The 15,699-nt window shown below is 37.8% G+C and carries 15 protein-coding genes and 1 tRNA gene; 14 read left to right on the forward strand and 2 right to left on the reverse strand.

Going from position 1 to position 15,699, the window contains the following annotated elements:
• Positions 1-497 precede the first annotated feature (497 nt).
• Both KH109_RS05440 and KH109_RS05445 read right to left on the reverse strand, forming a co-directional pair.
• Positions 498-707 (reverse strand): TOBE domain-containing protein, encoded by a 210-nt coding sequence (locus KH109_RS05440; RefSeq protein ID WP_105085362.1) that lies wholly within the window; start codon positions 705-707, stop codon positions 498-500.
• A 101-nt stretch (positions 708-808) separates the two neighbouring features.
• Positions 809-882 (reverse strand) — tRNA-Gly (locus tag KH109_RS05445).
• A 136-nt stretch (positions 883-1,018) separates the two neighbouring features.
• Between KH109_RS05445 and KH109_RS05450 the strand changes: the two genes are divergently transcribed.
• From KH109_RS05450 to rsmI, 14 genes are all read left to right on the forward strand, one after another.
• Complete coding sequence (locus tag KH109_RS05450) at positions 1,019-2,344, forward strand: PepSY-associated TM helix domain-containing protein (protein WP_295216553.1); 1,326 nt, start codon at positions 1,019-1,021, stop codon at positions 2,342-2,344.
• 150 nt (positions 2,345-2,494) lie between these two features.
• The gene (gene nhaA, locus KH109_RS05455; protein ID WP_295216556.1) at positions 2,495-3,649 is read left to right on the forward strand and encodes a Na+/H+ antiporter NhaA; all 1,155 of its coding nucleotides are present in this window, start codon (positions 2,495-2,497) and stop codon (positions 3,647-3,649) included.
• A 28-nt stretch (positions 3,650-3,677) separates the two neighbouring features.
• Positions 3,678-4,850, forward strand: a complete 1,173-nt coding sequence (nhaA, locus tag KH109_RS05460) for a Na+/H+ antiporter NhaA (protein ID WP_295216559.1) — start codon at positions 3,678-3,680, stop codon at positions 4,848-4,850.
• Positions 4,851-5,110: 260 nt separating this feature from the next.
• Positions 5,111-5,719 (forward strand): peptidoglycan-binding protein, encoded by a 609-nt coding sequence (locus KH109_RS05465; protein ID WP_295216561.1) that lies wholly within the window; start codon positions 5,111-5,113, stop codon positions 5,717-5,719.
• Between the two features lie 226 nt (positions 5,720-5,945).
• Entirely contained in the window at positions 5,946-6,764 is an 819-nt protein-coding gene (purR, locus tag KH109_RS05470; protein WP_295216563.1) for a pur operon repressor, read from the forward strand.
• Positions 6,765-6,895: 131 nt separating this feature from the next.
• Positions 6,896-8,269: a bifunctional UDP-N-acetylglucosamine diphosphorylase/glucosamine-1-phosphate N-acetyltransferase GlmU gene (gene glmU, locus KH109_RS05475; protein ID WP_295216566.1), complete on the forward strand. Its 1,374-nt coding sequence runs from the start codon at positions 6,896-6,898 to the stop codon at positions 8,267-8,269.
• Between the two features lie 126 nt (positions 8,270-8,395).
• The gene (locus tag KH109_RS05480; RefSeq protein WP_005387130.1) at positions 8,396-9,349 is read left to right on the forward strand and encodes a ribose-phosphate pyrophosphokinase; all 954 of its coding nucleotides are present in this window, start codon (positions 8,396-8,398) and stop codon (positions 9,347-9,349) included.
• A 10-nt stretch (positions 9,350-9,359) separates the two neighbouring features.
• Complete coding sequence (gene pth / locus KH109_RS05485) at positions 9,360-9,938, forward strand: aminoacyl-tRNA hydrolase (RefSeq protein WP_024064295.1); 579 nt, start codon at positions 9,360-9,362, stop codon at positions 9,936-9,938.
• Positions 9,939-9,996: 58 nt separating this feature from the next.
• On the forward strand, positions 9,997-11,478 hold the full coding sequence (locus KH109_RS05490; protein WP_295216570.1) for an aminotransferase class I/II-fold pyridoxal phosphate-dependent enzyme: 1,482 nt from the start codon (positions 9,997-9,999) through the stop codon (positions 11,476-11,478).
• Between the two features lie 2 nt (positions 11,479-11,480).
• Positions 11,481-12,167, forward strand: a complete 687-nt coding sequence (locus KH109_RS05495; protein WP_295216572.1) for a thymidylate kinase — start codon at positions 11,481-11,483, stop codon at positions 12,165-12,167.
• A gap of 75 nt (positions 12,168-12,242) precedes the next feature.
• A complete protein-coding gene (locus KH109_RS05500; RefSeq protein WP_295216575.1) occupies positions 12,243-13,283 on the forward strand; it encodes a DNA polymerase III subunit delta' in 1,041 nt (346 codons plus the stop codon).
• Positions 13,284-14,129, forward strand: coding sequence for a stage 0 sporulation family protein (locus KH109_RS05505; RefSeq protein WP_295216578.1), 846 nt, complete (start codon positions 13,284-13,286; stop codon positions 14,127-14,129).
• The gene (locus tag KH109_RS05510) at positions 14,122-14,847 is read left to right on the forward strand and encodes a methyltransferase domain-containing protein (RefSeq protein ID WP_295216580.1); all 726 of its coding nucleotides are present in this window, start codon (positions 14,122-14,124) and stop codon (positions 14,845-14,847) included. Before KH109_RS05505 ends, KH109_RS05510 begins: the two co-directional genes overlap by 8 nt.
• On the forward strand, positions 14,837-15,685 hold the full coding sequence (gene rsmI, locus KH109_RS05515) for a 16S rRNA (cytidine(1402)-2'-O)-methyltransferase (RefSeq protein ID WP_295216583.1): 849 nt from the start codon (positions 14,837-14,839) through the stop codon (positions 15,683-15,685). Before KH109_RS05510 ends, rsmI begins: the two co-directional genes overlap by 11 nt.
• The last annotated feature ends 14 nt before the right edge of the window (positions 15,686-15,699 follow it).

Here is a 15,699-nt window from a genome sequence, read left to right on the forward strand (position 1 = left end):
TGTATTTAACAATACAGACGGCGTGGGAAGCCTAGGGCAATAGGGCGTAAAGGAGCGCAGCGACGCGTACGTCCATTGCATCAGGTTCGACGAAGCCCTTAAGGTATATATTTTAATTTAGATCATAGTCTTAACTACTTCCATGGGCGAGTGTGATAGGAAGCCGCGGCTAGTGGTAGGAGGAAAACTATATTCATACGGTAACGCGGCACAACGTGCCCATGTTACCGAACCGTAGATTAGTTGAGTTACTTTAAATTATGTAAATAAACTAGTTTTAAATGATATCTTAGTGCGAAGTACCTATAGTATCGCATATAAAAAGAAATTAAATAAGTTCATAAACCTGTTAATATATCTTCTATTGTAGTATCTATATAAAAATGAGCCCTATAAGCTACTTTAAAATAGCTTACAGGACTCATTTTTATTTATAATTATTTATTTCAAAATTATTTTATATACAAAAAAGAGCCGCCGAAGCGACTCTAGTTTTATTATTCTACACCAACCATTACGCTAGTGGATTTGATAACAGCCACAACTTCTTTGCCAACTGTTAAGCCTAATTCCTTAACGGATTGAACTGTAATATCAGCTGTAAGAATGTTATCGTTACCTACATTAATCTTTACAATTGCGTTTACAGCACCTTCTTGAATTTCAACGATTGTACCTTTTAATTGGTTTCTTGCGCTTAATTTCATGGAGTACTCCTTGTAAAAAATATACAATATAAATTTATATTTATTATATCATTATACAAAAAAATAACCGTGATGTATATCACATCACGGAATTTTATATATGGAGCGGGCGAAGGGAATCGAACCCTCCTCTCAAGCTTGGGAAGCTCGCATTCTACCGATGAACTACGCCCGCATGATGTACATATTGTATCATACTATAATATATACATTCAAGTGGAGCTTGTTTATATACTCTATACCCATAGTGGTTGCTGTATTGTATTGATATAAGAATAGATGTATAAAATAATGAGGAAGGAGGCATATGTATGTCAACAATTTATAAAATTCATAAATGGTTATCTATAGTTTCTGTGCTATTTTTCTTAATGTTTTGTATTACAGGACTTATCCTCATGTTCCGAACTGAATTAAATGCATGGGCTCAAGGAGGGTCACATCATTCTTCGTTATCAATGGCGATGAGCCAACAAGAAATGTCTATTTTTAATTATGCTGATGAAGGTGCCCTATTAGTGAAAGAAAAATATCCGTCTAAGGATATTTTAAATATTTCTCCAGCTATGGGGGCTGCACATATTTTACGGTATCGTATTATTGATTCTTCCGCAATTGTAGCACCTCCAGCGCGTATGGGGATGGGAGGGGATTATGCATTATATAATCCTAAAACAAAGGAGCTTATTACTATGCATCATGAAACGCCTGCACATCCTTGGGTTCGAAGTGTGTTACATACGCTTCACCAATTACATACTCGATTAGATCTTGGCAAAACAGGAATTTATATTGTAACGATTTTATCTTTTATATGTAGTTTATCTATTATTTCTGGTATTTTTTTATATGGTCCATTTCGTAAAAGCTTTGCTAAATCTACTGTATTGTCTAACTATATGAAATTAAGTACATTACACCGAGAATTTGCTATGGTTACTACTGTATGGGGATTTATCTTATGTATTACAGGTGTATGGATAGGTGGATTTTTTATTGCTAATGACAGCTATAATGAAGATGTACTACACACTGCAAAGCAAGAACTTTCAGTTGGTCAATCTGACATTTTACAACCATCTGAAGCTATCTCTCGAATTATGAAAGCATACCCAGATCGTCAGCTTATATCTATAGATTATCCATCTAAATTTAATAATCATCATTATGCATTTTATTTAGGTGCTGAAAATGATGATGATCCAGCTTTGTTTTTGGGCCAACCAGTCTATGCTAATTTATATACTGATTCTACTAAGGATATGTATTCTACAAAAAATATCCCCTGGTATTTTACAGGCATGACTACAATGATTAATCTCCATATTCATAATCATAATACGATGGCTCTTAAAATATTATGGGCCATCTGGGATATTGTTCTTATTGTAGGCATTGTGACTGGTATTATTATGACTATTAAAAAGAAATTTGGCAGAGCTAGTGCTACAGAATCTAAAGTATCGGCTGAGATAAAACATGTTTGGCATACACCAATCTGTTGTGGTACCTTAGTATTACTTGGATTTATTATGCCACTTTGGTCCAATCCAGTTACAAATACTATAGCAGGTATTTGTTTAACTATTCCTCTAGTTGTATTTTTTATTTCTTTAATTAGAGGATTTAATCATTAAGTTATTATATTCTTCATGTAGCTAATCAGCATGCTTCATTATTACTTTATTGATTATTTTCGAAGTGAAATGATATAATTAATTTAAATAAATAGTTTTTATGTATGAAAATCTGTATTTATATTTATAATTAAGAAAGTGGTAGTTATTATGAATTATATAAAAGCATTTATTCAGTCTGAATCATCTGGCGGTATTATGCTCTTACTTGCCGCTATTCTTGGTGTTATTACAGCAAATTCTCCGTTAGCAGAACAGTATTTCTCCTTAATGCATGTGTATTGGGGCCCTATGGATATATTGGAGTGGGTAAATGATGGGTTAATGGCGCTCTTCTTCCTATATGTGGGGCTAGAAATTAAATCCGAAATGATTGATGGTGAGCTGAATACAAATTCAAAACGACTGCTACCAGTATTAGCTGCCTTTGCAGGCGTTGTGACACCAGCCTTAGTATATTTCTTAATTGCTGGATCTGTGCCTGAGTATACTCATGGATGGGGGATTCCAACAGCTACTGATATTGCCTTTGCCATAGGTGTAATTATGATGCTAGGCAAGCGAGTATCACAAGCTATGAAAGCATTTCTTTCTGCATTAGCTGTTATTGATGACTTAATCGCTATTATTGTTATAGCCATTTTTTATGGTGCCGGCGTTGATTTCCCTTATTTGATTGGTGCTGCTATCGTAACAGGTGCATTATGGTATACTAATAAACAGGGATATGTTAGACCTGTATTATATGGTGTATTAGGTGCAGTTCTCTGGTATTTTGTATTAAAGTCTGGTGTTCATGCAACCATTGCAGGTGTTGTCTTAGCTATGACGATTCCCGCAGCAGGTAAACTTGATGGAGAAACAGTATATCCTATGCATAAATGGGCTGATAAACTGAAGCATTGGGTTAATTTCTTGATTATTCCTTTATTTAGTTTCTTAAATGCTGGTGTATCCTTTGCTGATGTTTCAGCAGATCACCTATTCCATCCTGTTGTACTAGGCGTTTCATTAGGCCTTATTTTAGGTAAACAGTTTGGTATTTTCTCTGCTGTTTTCGTTTTAGTTAAATCTAAGATTATTAAGATGCCTACTAATACAACATGGCCAGAAGTTTATGGTACGGCCATTGTTTGTGGTATTGGTTTTACTATGAGCTTATTTGTAGCTACATTGGCATTTCCACCTGGTGTAACTCAAGAAATGTCTAAAATTGGTATCTTTATAGGATCTATTATTTCTGGTTTATTAGGTGCTATAGTATTAATTGTGGCTTACAAAATAAGAACTCTTAAGCACAAATAATAAACGTATTATATTAGGAAGGAATCATATGGAACGGATATTTGTATTTTTACGTTCTCCTGGTTCGGCTACTGCTGTTTTACTAGGAGCTACACTTATTGCATTAATCGTAGCAAACTCTCCATTGGCAACACAATATATGTCGCTGGTTAATTTAAAACTAGGTCCATTAACAACGATGGAGTGGGTTAATGATGCATTAATGGCGATTTTCTTCCTCTTTGTTGGGTTAGAAGTAAAACGTGAATTGGTAAGTGGTGAACTTAATACGAATGCTAAGCGTATCATGCCTGGTATTGCTGCATTATTCGGTGTATTAGTACCGGCTATTATTTATTATCTTATTGCTGGTTCTAGTGAAGTTTATGTTCATGGTTGGGCTATTCCAACAGCGACTGACATTGCCTTTGCTATAGGTGTTATAACTGCATTAGGCTCTAGAGTTCCTAACTCTATGAAGGTATTTTTAACAGCCTTAGCGGTTATTGATGACTTAATTGCCATCATTGTTATTGCTATTTTTTACGCATCGAATCTTAATCTTTTTTATCTAGTAGGTGCTGTTATTGTAACGGGCTTATTGATTTATTGTAATCGGTCTGGTTACGTTAGATCTTTGTCTTATATTATTCTTGGTATCATTTTATGGTACTGTATTCTTCGTTCTGGTTTACATGCTACAATGGCAGGCGTAATCTTGGCGATGACAATTCCTGAACGGGGCAAGATTGGTCGTAAATATGTTAGACCAATGCAACATTGGGAACATTATTTATCTAACTGGGTAAGCTTTGTTATTGTTCCTATTTTTGCTTTCTTTAATGCCGGTGTAAGTCTTGGTGGATTTGGTGTAGCAGATTTAACACATCCAGTTGTTTTAGGCGTTGCCCTAGGTCTTATTTTAGGGAAACAAATCGGTATCTTTGGTGCTATGTTTGGCATGATTAAGTTAGGTATTGTACCTATGCCAGCAGAAGCTAACTGGAAATTTATTTATGGTACATCCATTGTATGTGGTATTGGTTTTACTATGAGTATATTTGTTTCCGTTTTAGCTTTTGATCCAGGTCATGCTCAAGAGATGGCTAAGGGTGGGGTATTAATCGGCTCTATTATTTCTGCCATTATAGGTTATACATACTTACGTATAGTTGGTGCTAATCGTAAAGAGTGTCATATTGGTTTGTATCATAACTGCTAAAATTAAATAGTATTAGTAAAGTCTCCATTATTGACTCCCATACATCTAATGTTAAATTATATTTTTCTTAGATAAAGTAGTCTATAATGGAGATTTTGTTTCATTGGTATCTTAGATTTCTATGATATATATATAGTATTATAGTTGAAATGTAGTTAATTAATTGCGTTATACATGCATTTTTTGTATTACTATCTCAATATGGTTTATAGATTATTTAAAACTATATAGTATACTATTTGTCGTAAGGTGGGGTGTATATGGTTAAAAAAATAATTATTGCATGTACGCTTGTTTGTATGACTACAATGGTATCATCTATTTCATTGGCGAAAACGATTGATAAGGGACAACGGGGGCACCATGTAAGTAAGGTGCAAACAATGTTAAAGCATCAAGGTTTTTTGCATGATTCTGTAGATGGCATTTATGGTCATAACACAGAACAGGCCGTACGAAAATTTCAAAAGTCAAAGGGACTTGCTGTCGATGGGCGTGTTGGTCCTGCAACAATGAATGCTTTAGAAAAGATGGAGACTCGATATGGTGGTCATGGTACAGCATTAAGTCATGATGGTGTGCCGAATAAATACTCTCGAGTGTTAACTATGCAGGCTAGTGCATATTCTGCTCAAGATCCTGGAAATGGAAATTATACGGCTACAGGTAGTCGCTTGAAGAAGGGAATTGTATCTGTAGATCCAAAATTAATTCCATTAGGTACGAGATTATACATTGAAGGATATGGTTATGCTGTAGCTGATGATGTTGGTGGTGCTATTAAAGGTCATAGAATTGATTTAGCCTACGATTCACGTTCTGAAGCATTGCAGTTTGGTCGTCAAACTGTGAAGGTTTACGTTTTATAATAAAAGCTCTCTAGTTCATATATTATTGTAATAGACTATAAAGTCAAATTTTACAGTATTATATGAGGTCTAGAGAGTTTTTTATTTTGCCGAATTATAGTGTTTTTATAACCTCGAATATTCGGAAATTATGGTATAATAAATAATAGATATATTTGAGATAACTCATGATTTTTATTGAATGAGTACAATCAATAGTTATATGATGAATGGTAAAGGAAATTCTATGGATAAAGTACGGCGTGTGGAACGAATGGTGGCAATGACAAAATTGTTAGTTGATTCACCGCAAAAATTGATTCCTTTAAATTATTTTTGTGACTTCTTTGGCATGGCTAAATCTACAGTTAGTGAAGATTTAACCTGTGTTAGACAGTCTATGGAACACTTTCAACTGGGCACATTAGAAACAGTGGCTGGTGTGGCAGGCGGGGTACGTTTTATTCCTCATCGGAAGGGTACTCAAGCAAATGATATTCTACGAGATGTACAGGCTCGTTTAATGGAACCAGATCGCATTATCCCTGGTGGGTTTATTTATATGTCTGATATCTTGTATGACTGGCATGTAATGACTCGTCTTGGAGAAATTATAATGACTCGCTTTATGGACCGCAATCCAGATTATATTTTGACGGTTGAAACGAAGGGGATTCCTTTAGCTGTCATGGTGGCTAGAGCGTTTAATAAACCTCTCGTTATTGCTCGTCGTGATAGTAAAGTAACAGAAGGGTCTGCTATTAGTATTAACTATGTAACTGGCTCCTCTGGTCGTATTCAAATTATGACGCTTACTAAACGTGCTATTCCACCGAATGCTAGGGTCTTAATTATCGATGACTTTATGAAAGCTGGAGGTACAGCAAAAGGTCTTAAAGAACTTGTTCTTGAAATGAGTGGTATTGTAGTTGGTACGGGTGTTCTTGTATCAACGGCAGAACCAAACCCAAAATTAATTGATGATTATGAATCATTATTTACCTTCTATGGTATCGATGAAAACACAAAGAAAATAAGTATTGAACCAGTATTTGATGAAGAGTAAAGATTAATATTAAGTACATAATAGGTTGGTATAATAGTTTTATATTAAATATTAGCCAATGGGTTAAAAATGTAATTAATATTAAAATATCAAACATATAAGAGATGATAGATAATAGATAGGAGATTACTATGAATATTGCAAGTCTCATTTTAGCTGCTGGTAAGGGTACGCGCATGAAATCTAAACTGCCAAAGGTATTGCACAAGGTTGGCGGTAAAGCTATGGTAGAGCGCGTGCTTGAAACCGTTCAGTCAATCGGTACAAATCGCGATGTGGTTATCGTAGGTTTTGGTGGTGATGCAGTACAAAATTATTTAGGTGAACGCGCTGAATTTGTTCGTCAAGAAGAACAAAATGGTACAGGGCATGCCGTAAAAATGGCTCAACCAGTACTTGGTGATTATGATGGTACAATCTTATTGTTGTGTGGTGATACTCCGCTCGTTACGAAGGAAAGCTTAGAAGCTCTTTTAGAGGAGCATAAAAACTCTGGTGCAGCTGCTACGATTTTAACAGCACATATGCCTGATCCAACAGGTTATGGTCGCATTATTCGTAATGAAGCTGGTTCCGTAGTTCGCATTGTAGAACAAAAGGATGGCAAACCAGAGGAATTAGCCGTTCAAGAAGTAAATACTGGTATGTACGCTTTTGATAGCAAAAAGTTATGGCCTTGCTTAGATCAACTATCTGATGATAATGCACAAGGTGAATTGTATATCACAGATGTAGTTGGTATTCTTGTAAAGGGTGGCGATAAGGTAAGCGCCTATATGACAAAGAATTTTGAAGAATCGTTAGGCGTAAACTCTCGTTTACAATTAGCAGAAGCGGAATCCATTTTAAAACATCGTAAAAATGTTGAGTTAATGACAGCTGGTGTAACTATTATTGATCCTGCAAATACTTACGTAGCTCCTGAAGTAACAGTAGGCGCCGATACAATTTTGCATCCTGGTACAATCCTTGAAGGTAATACTGTAATAGGTGAGCGTTGTGAAATTGGTCCCCATACTCGTTTAACTAATGTGAAAGTTGGTAATGATACGATTATCCACTTCACTTATGGTCATGATTGTGAAGTCAAAGATGGCGTAGATGTAGGTCCATATGTTCACTTACGTCCTAATACTGTGCTTGGCAATAAGGTTCATGTAGGTAACTTCGTAGAGGTTAAAAATTCCAATGTTGGGGAAGGCACTAAGTTCCCACATCTATCTTATATCGGCGACAGCGACGTAGGTTCTGGCGTTAATATTGGATGTGGTACGATTACTGTAAATTACGATGGCAAAGTTAAACATCGTACGACAATTGGCAATGGTGCTTTTGTAGGTTGTAATAGTAATCTAGTAGCTCCTGTGACAGTAGGTAATTATAGCTATGTAGGTGCAGGTTCTACCATTACTAAAAATGTACCAGATAAGGCGTTAGCCGTAGGTCGTAGCAAGCAAATTGTGAAAGAAAATTGGGTAACAGACGATACTTTCAAAAAGAAATAAAAAAATATTATAAATTTTTAACACAATTTGAGCAAAATAGTATACAATAAAAAGGCAATAGTGTGTATCTGTAATGGATGATTATGGATAAGTAACCAGTATAGGAACAAATGAAAGGGTAACAAAATGGCATTTGAAGACGGCAAAAAACTCAAGATTTTCACAGGTAATGCAAATCCTGCATTGGCAAAGGAAATTTGTGATTATTTAGGTTTGCCTTTAGGTGAAGCATTTGTAGGTCGCTTTAACAATGGCGAAGTACAAATTATGATTGATGAAAGCGTACGTGGCAAAGATGTATTTATCATTCAACCAACAAGCTATCCTGTAAACGATAATTTAATGGAATTAATGGTTATGGCTGATGCGTTAAAACGTGCTTCTGCTCGTCATATTACAGCTGTAGTTCCTTACTACGGTTATGCTCGCCAAGACCGCAAAACTCGTGGTCGTGAACCAATTACTGCAAAATTAGTAGCAAACTTGATGCAAACTTCTGGTATTACACGTCTTGTAACAATTGACTTGCATGCAGGTCAAATTCAAGGCTTCTTCGATGTGCCAGTAGATCATTTATATGGTGCATCCATTTTAGCTAAATACATTAATGAAAAAAATCTTGAAGATGTTATTGTAGTATCTCCAGATCTTGGCGGTGTTACAAGAGCTCGTGATTTGGCTGACCGCATTGGTGCGCCAATCGCAATCATTGAGAAAAAACGCCCTGAACCAGGTGTTGCTAAGGTTATGAACCTTATTGGTGATGTAAAAGGTAAAAACTGTATCATTGTTGATGATATTGTAGACACAGCAGGTTCCCTTGTAGAAGGTGCTAAAGCATTAGAAGAATTTGGTGCAAAATCTGTTATGGCTGCCGTTACCCATGCTGTATTAACAGATCCAGCAAGTGAACGCATTGCAAACTCCAACATTAAAGAGCTTATCGTAACAAACACAATGCCATTACCAGAAAATTGCAAATTGGATAATGTAACGCAATTATCTGTAGCCCCATTGTTAGGCGAAGCAATCATGCGTATCTTTCATGAAGTTTCAGTAAGTAATTTATTTGATAAATAATAGGTGATTCTTGAAGTTAGTAGTAGGCCTTGGTAACCCAGGTAAGCAATATGAAGTAACAAAACATAATATTGGATTTATGGTCATCGATGCCATTGCGGATAGCGTTTCTCACACTCCTTGGAGAGAGGAACAAAAGGCAGAGGTGTGCAGTATTAATGTAGCTGGTGAAAAGGTATTGCTTGTAAAGCCTCAAACATTTATGAATGCAAGTGGCGAATCTGTAGGTCCATTAATGCGATACTACAAGATCGATCCATCTGATGTGTATTGTATTTATGATGATATGGATTTACCAGTAGGCAAATTACGTATTCGACCAAATGGTAGTTCTGGTGGGCATAATGGGATTAAATCTTTAATCTCCCATATTGGAACAGAAAATTTTCCACGTTTTCGCGTAGGTATTGGTCGTCCATTACCACAATGGACTGTCATTGACCACGTGTTAGCACCATTTAGCGAAGAATCACAAGAGAAAGTACAAAAAGGTATCAAAGACACAGTAAAAGCTGTATTAGGTACTTTAGAGGTGGGCATAGACAAAGGGATGAATCAGTTTAATCCTAAGCGTCGTCCACAGCGATAAATAACATGCAAAAGGGCATGAGTCTCATTGAGATTCATGCCTTTTTTACGAGGTATATATGAGTAATCAAGAAAGAATGCCTTTTGTAGAGGCCTTAGAATCATATAAAGAACAACACTTTGTGCCCTTTCATACACCAGGTCATAAAATTGGTGTTGAAGCGCCTCAGCGACTAAAAGACTGGATGGGACCAGCATTGCTATATGATTTAGGTGTTATGTACGCCTTAGATGACTTACATGAGCCAGAAGGGGAATTAAAGGAAGCACAAGACTTAACAGCTGAGTTATATGGTGCTGATCACTGTTGGTTTTCCATCAATGGTACAACGGCCTTGATCGAAGCCATGATTATGGGATCTGTAGGTCCTGATGAGACCATTATCATTCCTCGTGAAGCGCATCGTTCCGTTATAAGTGGTTTAGTCTTATCTGGTGCAAAGCCTGTCTATATGGATTGTCAGTTTGATGAGCGATGGGGTATTCCTTTAGGAGCATCTTTAGAAGATGCAGTTAGAACAATGGAGGAGCACCCAGAGGCTAAGGCGATTCTCTTAGTCTACCCAAATTATTATGGTGTAGGTGTAGATATTGTAAATATTGTAAAAGAAGCACATAAACGAGGTTTAATAGTTCTTGTTGATGAAGCGCACGGACCTCATTTACCATTTTCAGAAAATTTACCTGTTGAAGCCATTGCGGTAGGTGCAGATTTAGTGGCACAAAGCACGCATAAATCGGTAGGTTCTTTGACACAAACCTCTTGGCTATTAGGACAAGGTGAAAGAATTAATAAACGTCGTATTACGCAAATGCATCAAATACTACAAAGTACGAGTCCTAATTATATTTTCCTTGCCTCCTTAGATATGGCGCGTCATCAATTAGCCACCGAAGGTAAGGCGCTAATAAGTCGAACCGTAGAATTGAGCCTATATTTGCGTAATGAGCTCAATAAGATTTCAGGTATTACTACTATGGAATACACAGATATTCAAGACCGGGTTACAAACTATGATGTTACTAAAGTATTAATCGATGCAAAAGAACTCGGTTTAACCGGTGTTGAGTTTGAACGTATGTTGCGAAAACAACGTATTGAAGTAGAACTGGTGCAAGCTCATCATGTACTAGTGCTTATTACAATTGGTGATACAAAAGAATCGGTAGATGCTCTTATTAAGGCTGTACAAGCTGTAAGTGATGATGTATTATGTGAGGCTTCTAGAGATGCAGCTACAAATGATAAGGCGGTTCAATCACTTAGTAAAGATTCCGCGCTGTTACCATTGCCTCAAGTTCGTGTGACACCGCGCAATGCCATGTATGCTCATCGTGAGCAGGTTCCGTTAAGTGAAGCATTACATCGTATTGCTGGGGAGACTATAGCTTATTATCCTCCAGGGATTCCTTGTGTAGCCGTAGGTGAAGTGATTAGTAAGTCTGTGTTACAATATATAGAGAATCGAAAGGCTCTAGGTTATGTGCCGAATGGAGCCGATGATATGACATTAGAAACGATTTGGGTAATACAGGAGTAATTATGGGGACTTTAATTATATTAGAAGGCGGAGATGGTAGTGGCAAAGCTACGCAAACTAAACTATTAGTAGAACGCTTAACCAAGGAAGGACATGCAGTTAAATCTGTAAGCTTCCCTAATTACGATAGTGGCGCTGCTATGCCTATCAAAATGTATTTAGCCGGCGAATTTGGCAAAGATGTACATGATGTAAATCCCTATGTGGCAAGTTCTATGTATGCTATCGACAGATTTGCTTCCTTTAGAACTGATTGGGAACAGTTTTACGAAAATGGGGGCATCATCATTGCAGATCGCTATACGACGTCTAATATGGTCCATCAAATGGTAAAATACGACGATCCTAAAGAACGTACTGCTTTTTTAGATTGGCTTGAAGATTTTGAGTTTCAAAAATTTGGCTTGCCTACACCTGATGCAGTATGTTTATTAGATATGCCTCTTGAAGTGAGTGAAGCCCTTATGGCAGAGCGCACTGGTAAAACGGGAGGTAATACAGGGGATATTCATGAAGGAAATCATCAGTATTTAGTAGCCGTTCACGATGCCTATGAAGAGCTAGTAGAACGCTATCAATGGCACCGTATTCCTTGTGCTACAAAAGATGATTCCAGTCAATATGCATTACGCACCATTGAAGAAATTCATAACGATGTATATCAAGCTGTAGTAAATCTACTACCTTAGGATAGGGCGACTCTTTTAAAAGTCGCCTTTTTCTTATATAATATTAATATTGAGCATGTATTGATAGGAGGGGCTATGACATATTTTGATTCTATAATTGGTCAAGATTCGATCAAGGCACACCTATCGGAACTTGTAAGTCGCAATGCATTGCCACATAGTCTTTTGTTTTATGGTGAAGCAGGTCTTGGTAAACTAGATATGGCAATCGGTTTGGCATCCTTATTATTAGGACGTCAAGTATTCTCTCAACCCAAGGGAGAATCATATTTAGCTGACGTTAAAGAAGCACGTCTTGCTAATGGTGAGACTGAAAAACGCATCGAAGCAGAAGGTTTGCCTATCTATATGGATAAGGGTGATGCCTTTTGGATTCGTCCCATGAAGACGACCTTAAAGGTGGAGCAGTGGTATTCCTTATTACAAGACCATCTGTCTGTGGCTGGGAATGGGAACCGCGTTGTCATTGTGGAGGACTTTCACACGGCCAATGCAGTTATGGCAAATGCCATGTTAAAAACCATTGAAGAACCACCTGAACAGGTGTATTTCATCATAATTACGAACAAGATTAACACTGTGTTACCAACTATCATTTCAAGATGTATGGGCATTGGTTTTAATAGTGTTGATATAGATACTATTCGCAAGGCTCTCGTAGCACGAGGTCTTGCTGGTGATATAGAACAAGCCTTGTTAGCCGGTCACGGTAATCCACAATTAGTGGAGAAGTTGGCCACTCAAGGTCGTATTGAGATGCTAGAGTTAGCTGTTAAGGTAATGGACATGCTCGCCTTTGAAACGAGATGGTTTTCTATGATTTCTCTAGCTTGTGAAAGCTTACCTCGTGAAAGTCTAACAGAGTTAATGCACTGGCTGCGCCTTGTGAGTAGAGATATGATGGCTCTTAAAATGGGAGCTCAAGACGGACAATTACAAGTACCTATGTACAAAACTCAATTATTACGATTATTACCGCGCTGGTCTATGCAAGCATTGTCTCAGGTCATTACTGAAACATTGCAAGCGGAACGGGCTTTGCGTTTACATATAAAAACCGCTCTCGTGGTGGACGGTCTTAGTATCGCCCTTCATGATGCTCGGGAGGAGGATTAAATGCTAACCATAGTTGGCGTACGCTTTAAAAAGGCGGGGAAGATTTACTATTTCCTGCCTGAACAATTAGAACTATCCATTGGAGATGGAGTTATCGTTGAAACAGCACGTGGTGTTGAATACGGTACAGTTGTGATTGGACCAAAAGAGGTCTTCGAAGATACTGTTGTAACACCTGTTAAGCCTGTCATTAGAAAGGCTACACCAAAGGATTTAAAACAAATTGAGAAGAACAAAGAACGCGAAGAAAAAGCCTTTGAAATTTGTCTCGAAAAAATCGAAAAACGTAAGTTACCGATGAAGCTCATCAATGTGGAATACACATTTGATATGAATAAGATTATATTTTTCTTTACCGCTGATGGTCGTATCGACTTCCGTGAACTAGTTAAGGATTTGGCCACTGTATTTAGAACGCGCATCGAGTTACGTCAAGTAGGCGTGCGCGATGAGGCTAAGGTGCTAAATGGGATTGGTGCTTGTGGTCGACCTTTATGTTGTTCTAATTTTTTAGGTGATTTTACACCTGTTTCGATTCGTATGGCTAAGGATCAAAACTTGAGCCTAAACCCTACGAAGATTTCTGGTGTTTGTGGTCGTTTGATGTGCTGCCTCAATTACGAAGATGATTTATATAAAAAGGGTGGAGACCTATACGTGAAGAAGGAACGCCCTCAAGCCCCTCAAGATGTGGCGCCTCCAGGTATTGGTAAGGAGGTCGTGACCGATGAAGGCATTGGTAAGGTCTTGAAGGTAAATCATCACAAGCATACTGTAAAGGTGCAGCTCGAAGCTGGTCGTACTATAGATTTGAAATGGTCCGAGGTGGCATTGCCTGATGAATGATCAAGAACGACTTGATGATTTAATTATAGATGGCTTACAGCTTTATCAGCGTACTGATATGTTTCGCTTTTCCTTTGACGCTATTGCGCTCATTCACTTTTGTCATTTCAATAGTCGTCATTCTTATGTTGATCTAGGTACGGGAACAGGTGTTATGCCACTCATTGGTACATCATTAGGAGCGGGCCATATAACGGGTATAGATATCAACAAAACTCTTATTGAGTTAGCTCAGCGTAGTGTAGAACATAATCATAAACAAGATGTGGTAACGATGTTGTGTGGCGATTATCGCCATATGTCCTACCGAGATCTACAAGATAAGCCCTTTGATGGTGTTATTGTAAATCCCCCTTTTTATGATTCTGAAAGCGGTGCAGAGCCTACGTCTGAAGAACGGGCCTTGGCACTTCATGATGGACATACAACATTAGAAGAGGTTTTGAAAGCTGTACAGTCCTTTATTAAGTGTAAAGGTCGCTTGTGGATGATTTATAGTGCTAATCGCTTGCAATATGTATTGCATGAACTAGAAACAGCTAACTTTCAAGTTAAGCGAATTCGATTTATTCACGGTATGATAAATAAGCCAGCTAAGCTGGTGCTCATAGAGGCTCTTTATCAAGGTCAGGCAGGCCTTGTACTAGAGCCGCCACTTATCGTTTATGAGAAGCCTAATGTGTACACGAAGGAGGTGTCCTCTTGGTATGAACGATAACGAATGGGGCACCTTATACTTGGTGCCCACTCCGATAGGTAATTTAGAAGATATGACGTATCGTGCAGTTCGTATCTTAGGTGAAGTCGATGCTATCGCCGCAGAGGATACGCGCCATACGGGCATACTATTAAAACACTTTGATATTAAGAAACCTTTGATTTCTTATCATGAACATAATAAGGAAGAAAAGGGTGCTTATATTATTGAGCTTTTGTTAGAGGGACAGTCTATTGCCTGTGTTAGTGATGCAGGCATGCCTGCCATTTCTGACCCAGGGGCAGACCTAGTAACAAAAGCTATTGAAGAAGGTGTAACGGTAGTGCCTCTACCCGGTGCAAATGCGGCGTTAACAGCGCTTATTGCATCCGGTCTAGATACCAAATCGTTTACCTTCGCTGGTTTCTTGCCTAAACGGGGGAAACATAGGGTTGAAGAATTACAACGACTTTCACAAGTAACGGGAACACTCATGTTTTATGAAGCGCCTCATCGATTGCAAGAGGTGTTACAAGATATGTATGAAGCCTTTGGCAATCGTTCCATTACGGTGGCAAGGGAGTTGACTAAGAAGTTTGAAATCTTTGTGCGCACTGATTTGGAAAGTCTTGTAAATGATTTAGAACAGCTCACCTATAAAGGGGAATTCGTCCTCATCGTAGGTGGTGCCGATACAGTAGAATCTGACATTAGTGAAGTGTCAGACGAACCAGTATCGTATGTAGATGCTGTACAAGCTCTTGTGGATACAGGGGTACCTAAAAAAGAAGCAATTCGCCAGGTGGCAAAGCGTTTTAACGTTTCCCGCCGGGATGTATATAATATTGTAGAACGTTAAACCTTCCCATTCGA

The organism is Veillonella sp., from assembly GCF_018381775.1.
Classification (GTDB): domain Bacteria; phylum Bacillota; class Negativicutes; order Veillonellales; family Veillonellaceae; genus Veillonella.

Excerpts from the sequence above, each read along its gene's own strand:
- KH109_RS05440 (WP_105085362.1), bottom strand. The coding sequence starts at position 707 with ATGAAATTAAGCGCAAGAAACCAATTAAAAGGTACAATCGTTGAAATT.
- KH109_RS05450 (WP_295216553.1), top strand. The coding sequence starts at position 1,019 with ATGTCAACAATTTATAAAATTCATAAATGGTTATCTATAGTTTCTGTG.
- nhaA (WP_295216556.1), top strand. The coding sequence starts at position 2,495 with ATGAATTATATAAAAGCATTTATTCAGTCTGAATCATCTGGCGGTATT.
- nhaA (WP_295216559.1), top strand. The coding sequence starts at position 3,678 with ATGGAACGGATATTTGTATTTTTACGTTCTCCTGGTTCGGCTACTGCT.
- KH109_RS05465 (WP_295216561.1), top strand. The coding sequence starts at position 5,111 with ATGGTTAAAAAAATAATTATTGCATGTACGCTTGTTTGTATGACTACA.
- purR (WP_295216563.1), top strand. The coding sequence starts at position 5,946 with ATGGATAAAGTACGGCGTGTGGAACGAATGGTGGCAATGACAAAATTG.
- glmU (WP_295216566.1), top strand. The coding sequence starts at position 6,896 with ATGAATATTGCAAGTCTCATTTTAGCTGCTGGTAAGGGTACGCGCATG.
- KH109_RS05480 (WP_005387130.1), top strand. The coding sequence starts at position 8,396 with ATGGCATTTGAAGACGGCAAAAAACTCAAGATTTTCACAGGTAATGCA.
- KH109_RS05490 (WP_295216570.1), top strand. The coding sequence starts at position 9,997 with ATGAGTAATCAAGAAAGAATGCCTTTTGTAGAGGCCTTAGAATCATAT.
- KH109_RS05495 (WP_295216572.1), top strand. The coding sequence starts at position 11,481 with ATGGGGACTTTAATTATATTAGAAGGCGGAGATGGTAGTGGCAAAGCT.
- KH109_RS05500 (WP_295216575.1), top strand. The coding sequence starts at position 12,243 with ATGACATATTTTGATTCTATAATTGGTCAAGATTCGATCAAGGCACAC.
- KH109_RS05505 (WP_295216578.1), top strand. The coding sequence starts at position 13,284 with ATGCTAACCATAGTTGGCGTACGCTTTAAAAAGGCGGGGAAGATTTAC.
- KH109_RS05510 (WP_295216580.1), top strand. The coding sequence starts at position 14,122 with ATGAATGATCAAGAACGACTTGATGATTTAATTATAGATGGCTTACAG.
- rsmI (WP_295216583.1), top strand. The coding sequence starts at position 14,837 with ATGAACGATAACGAATGGGGCACCTTATACTTGGTGCCCACTCCGATA.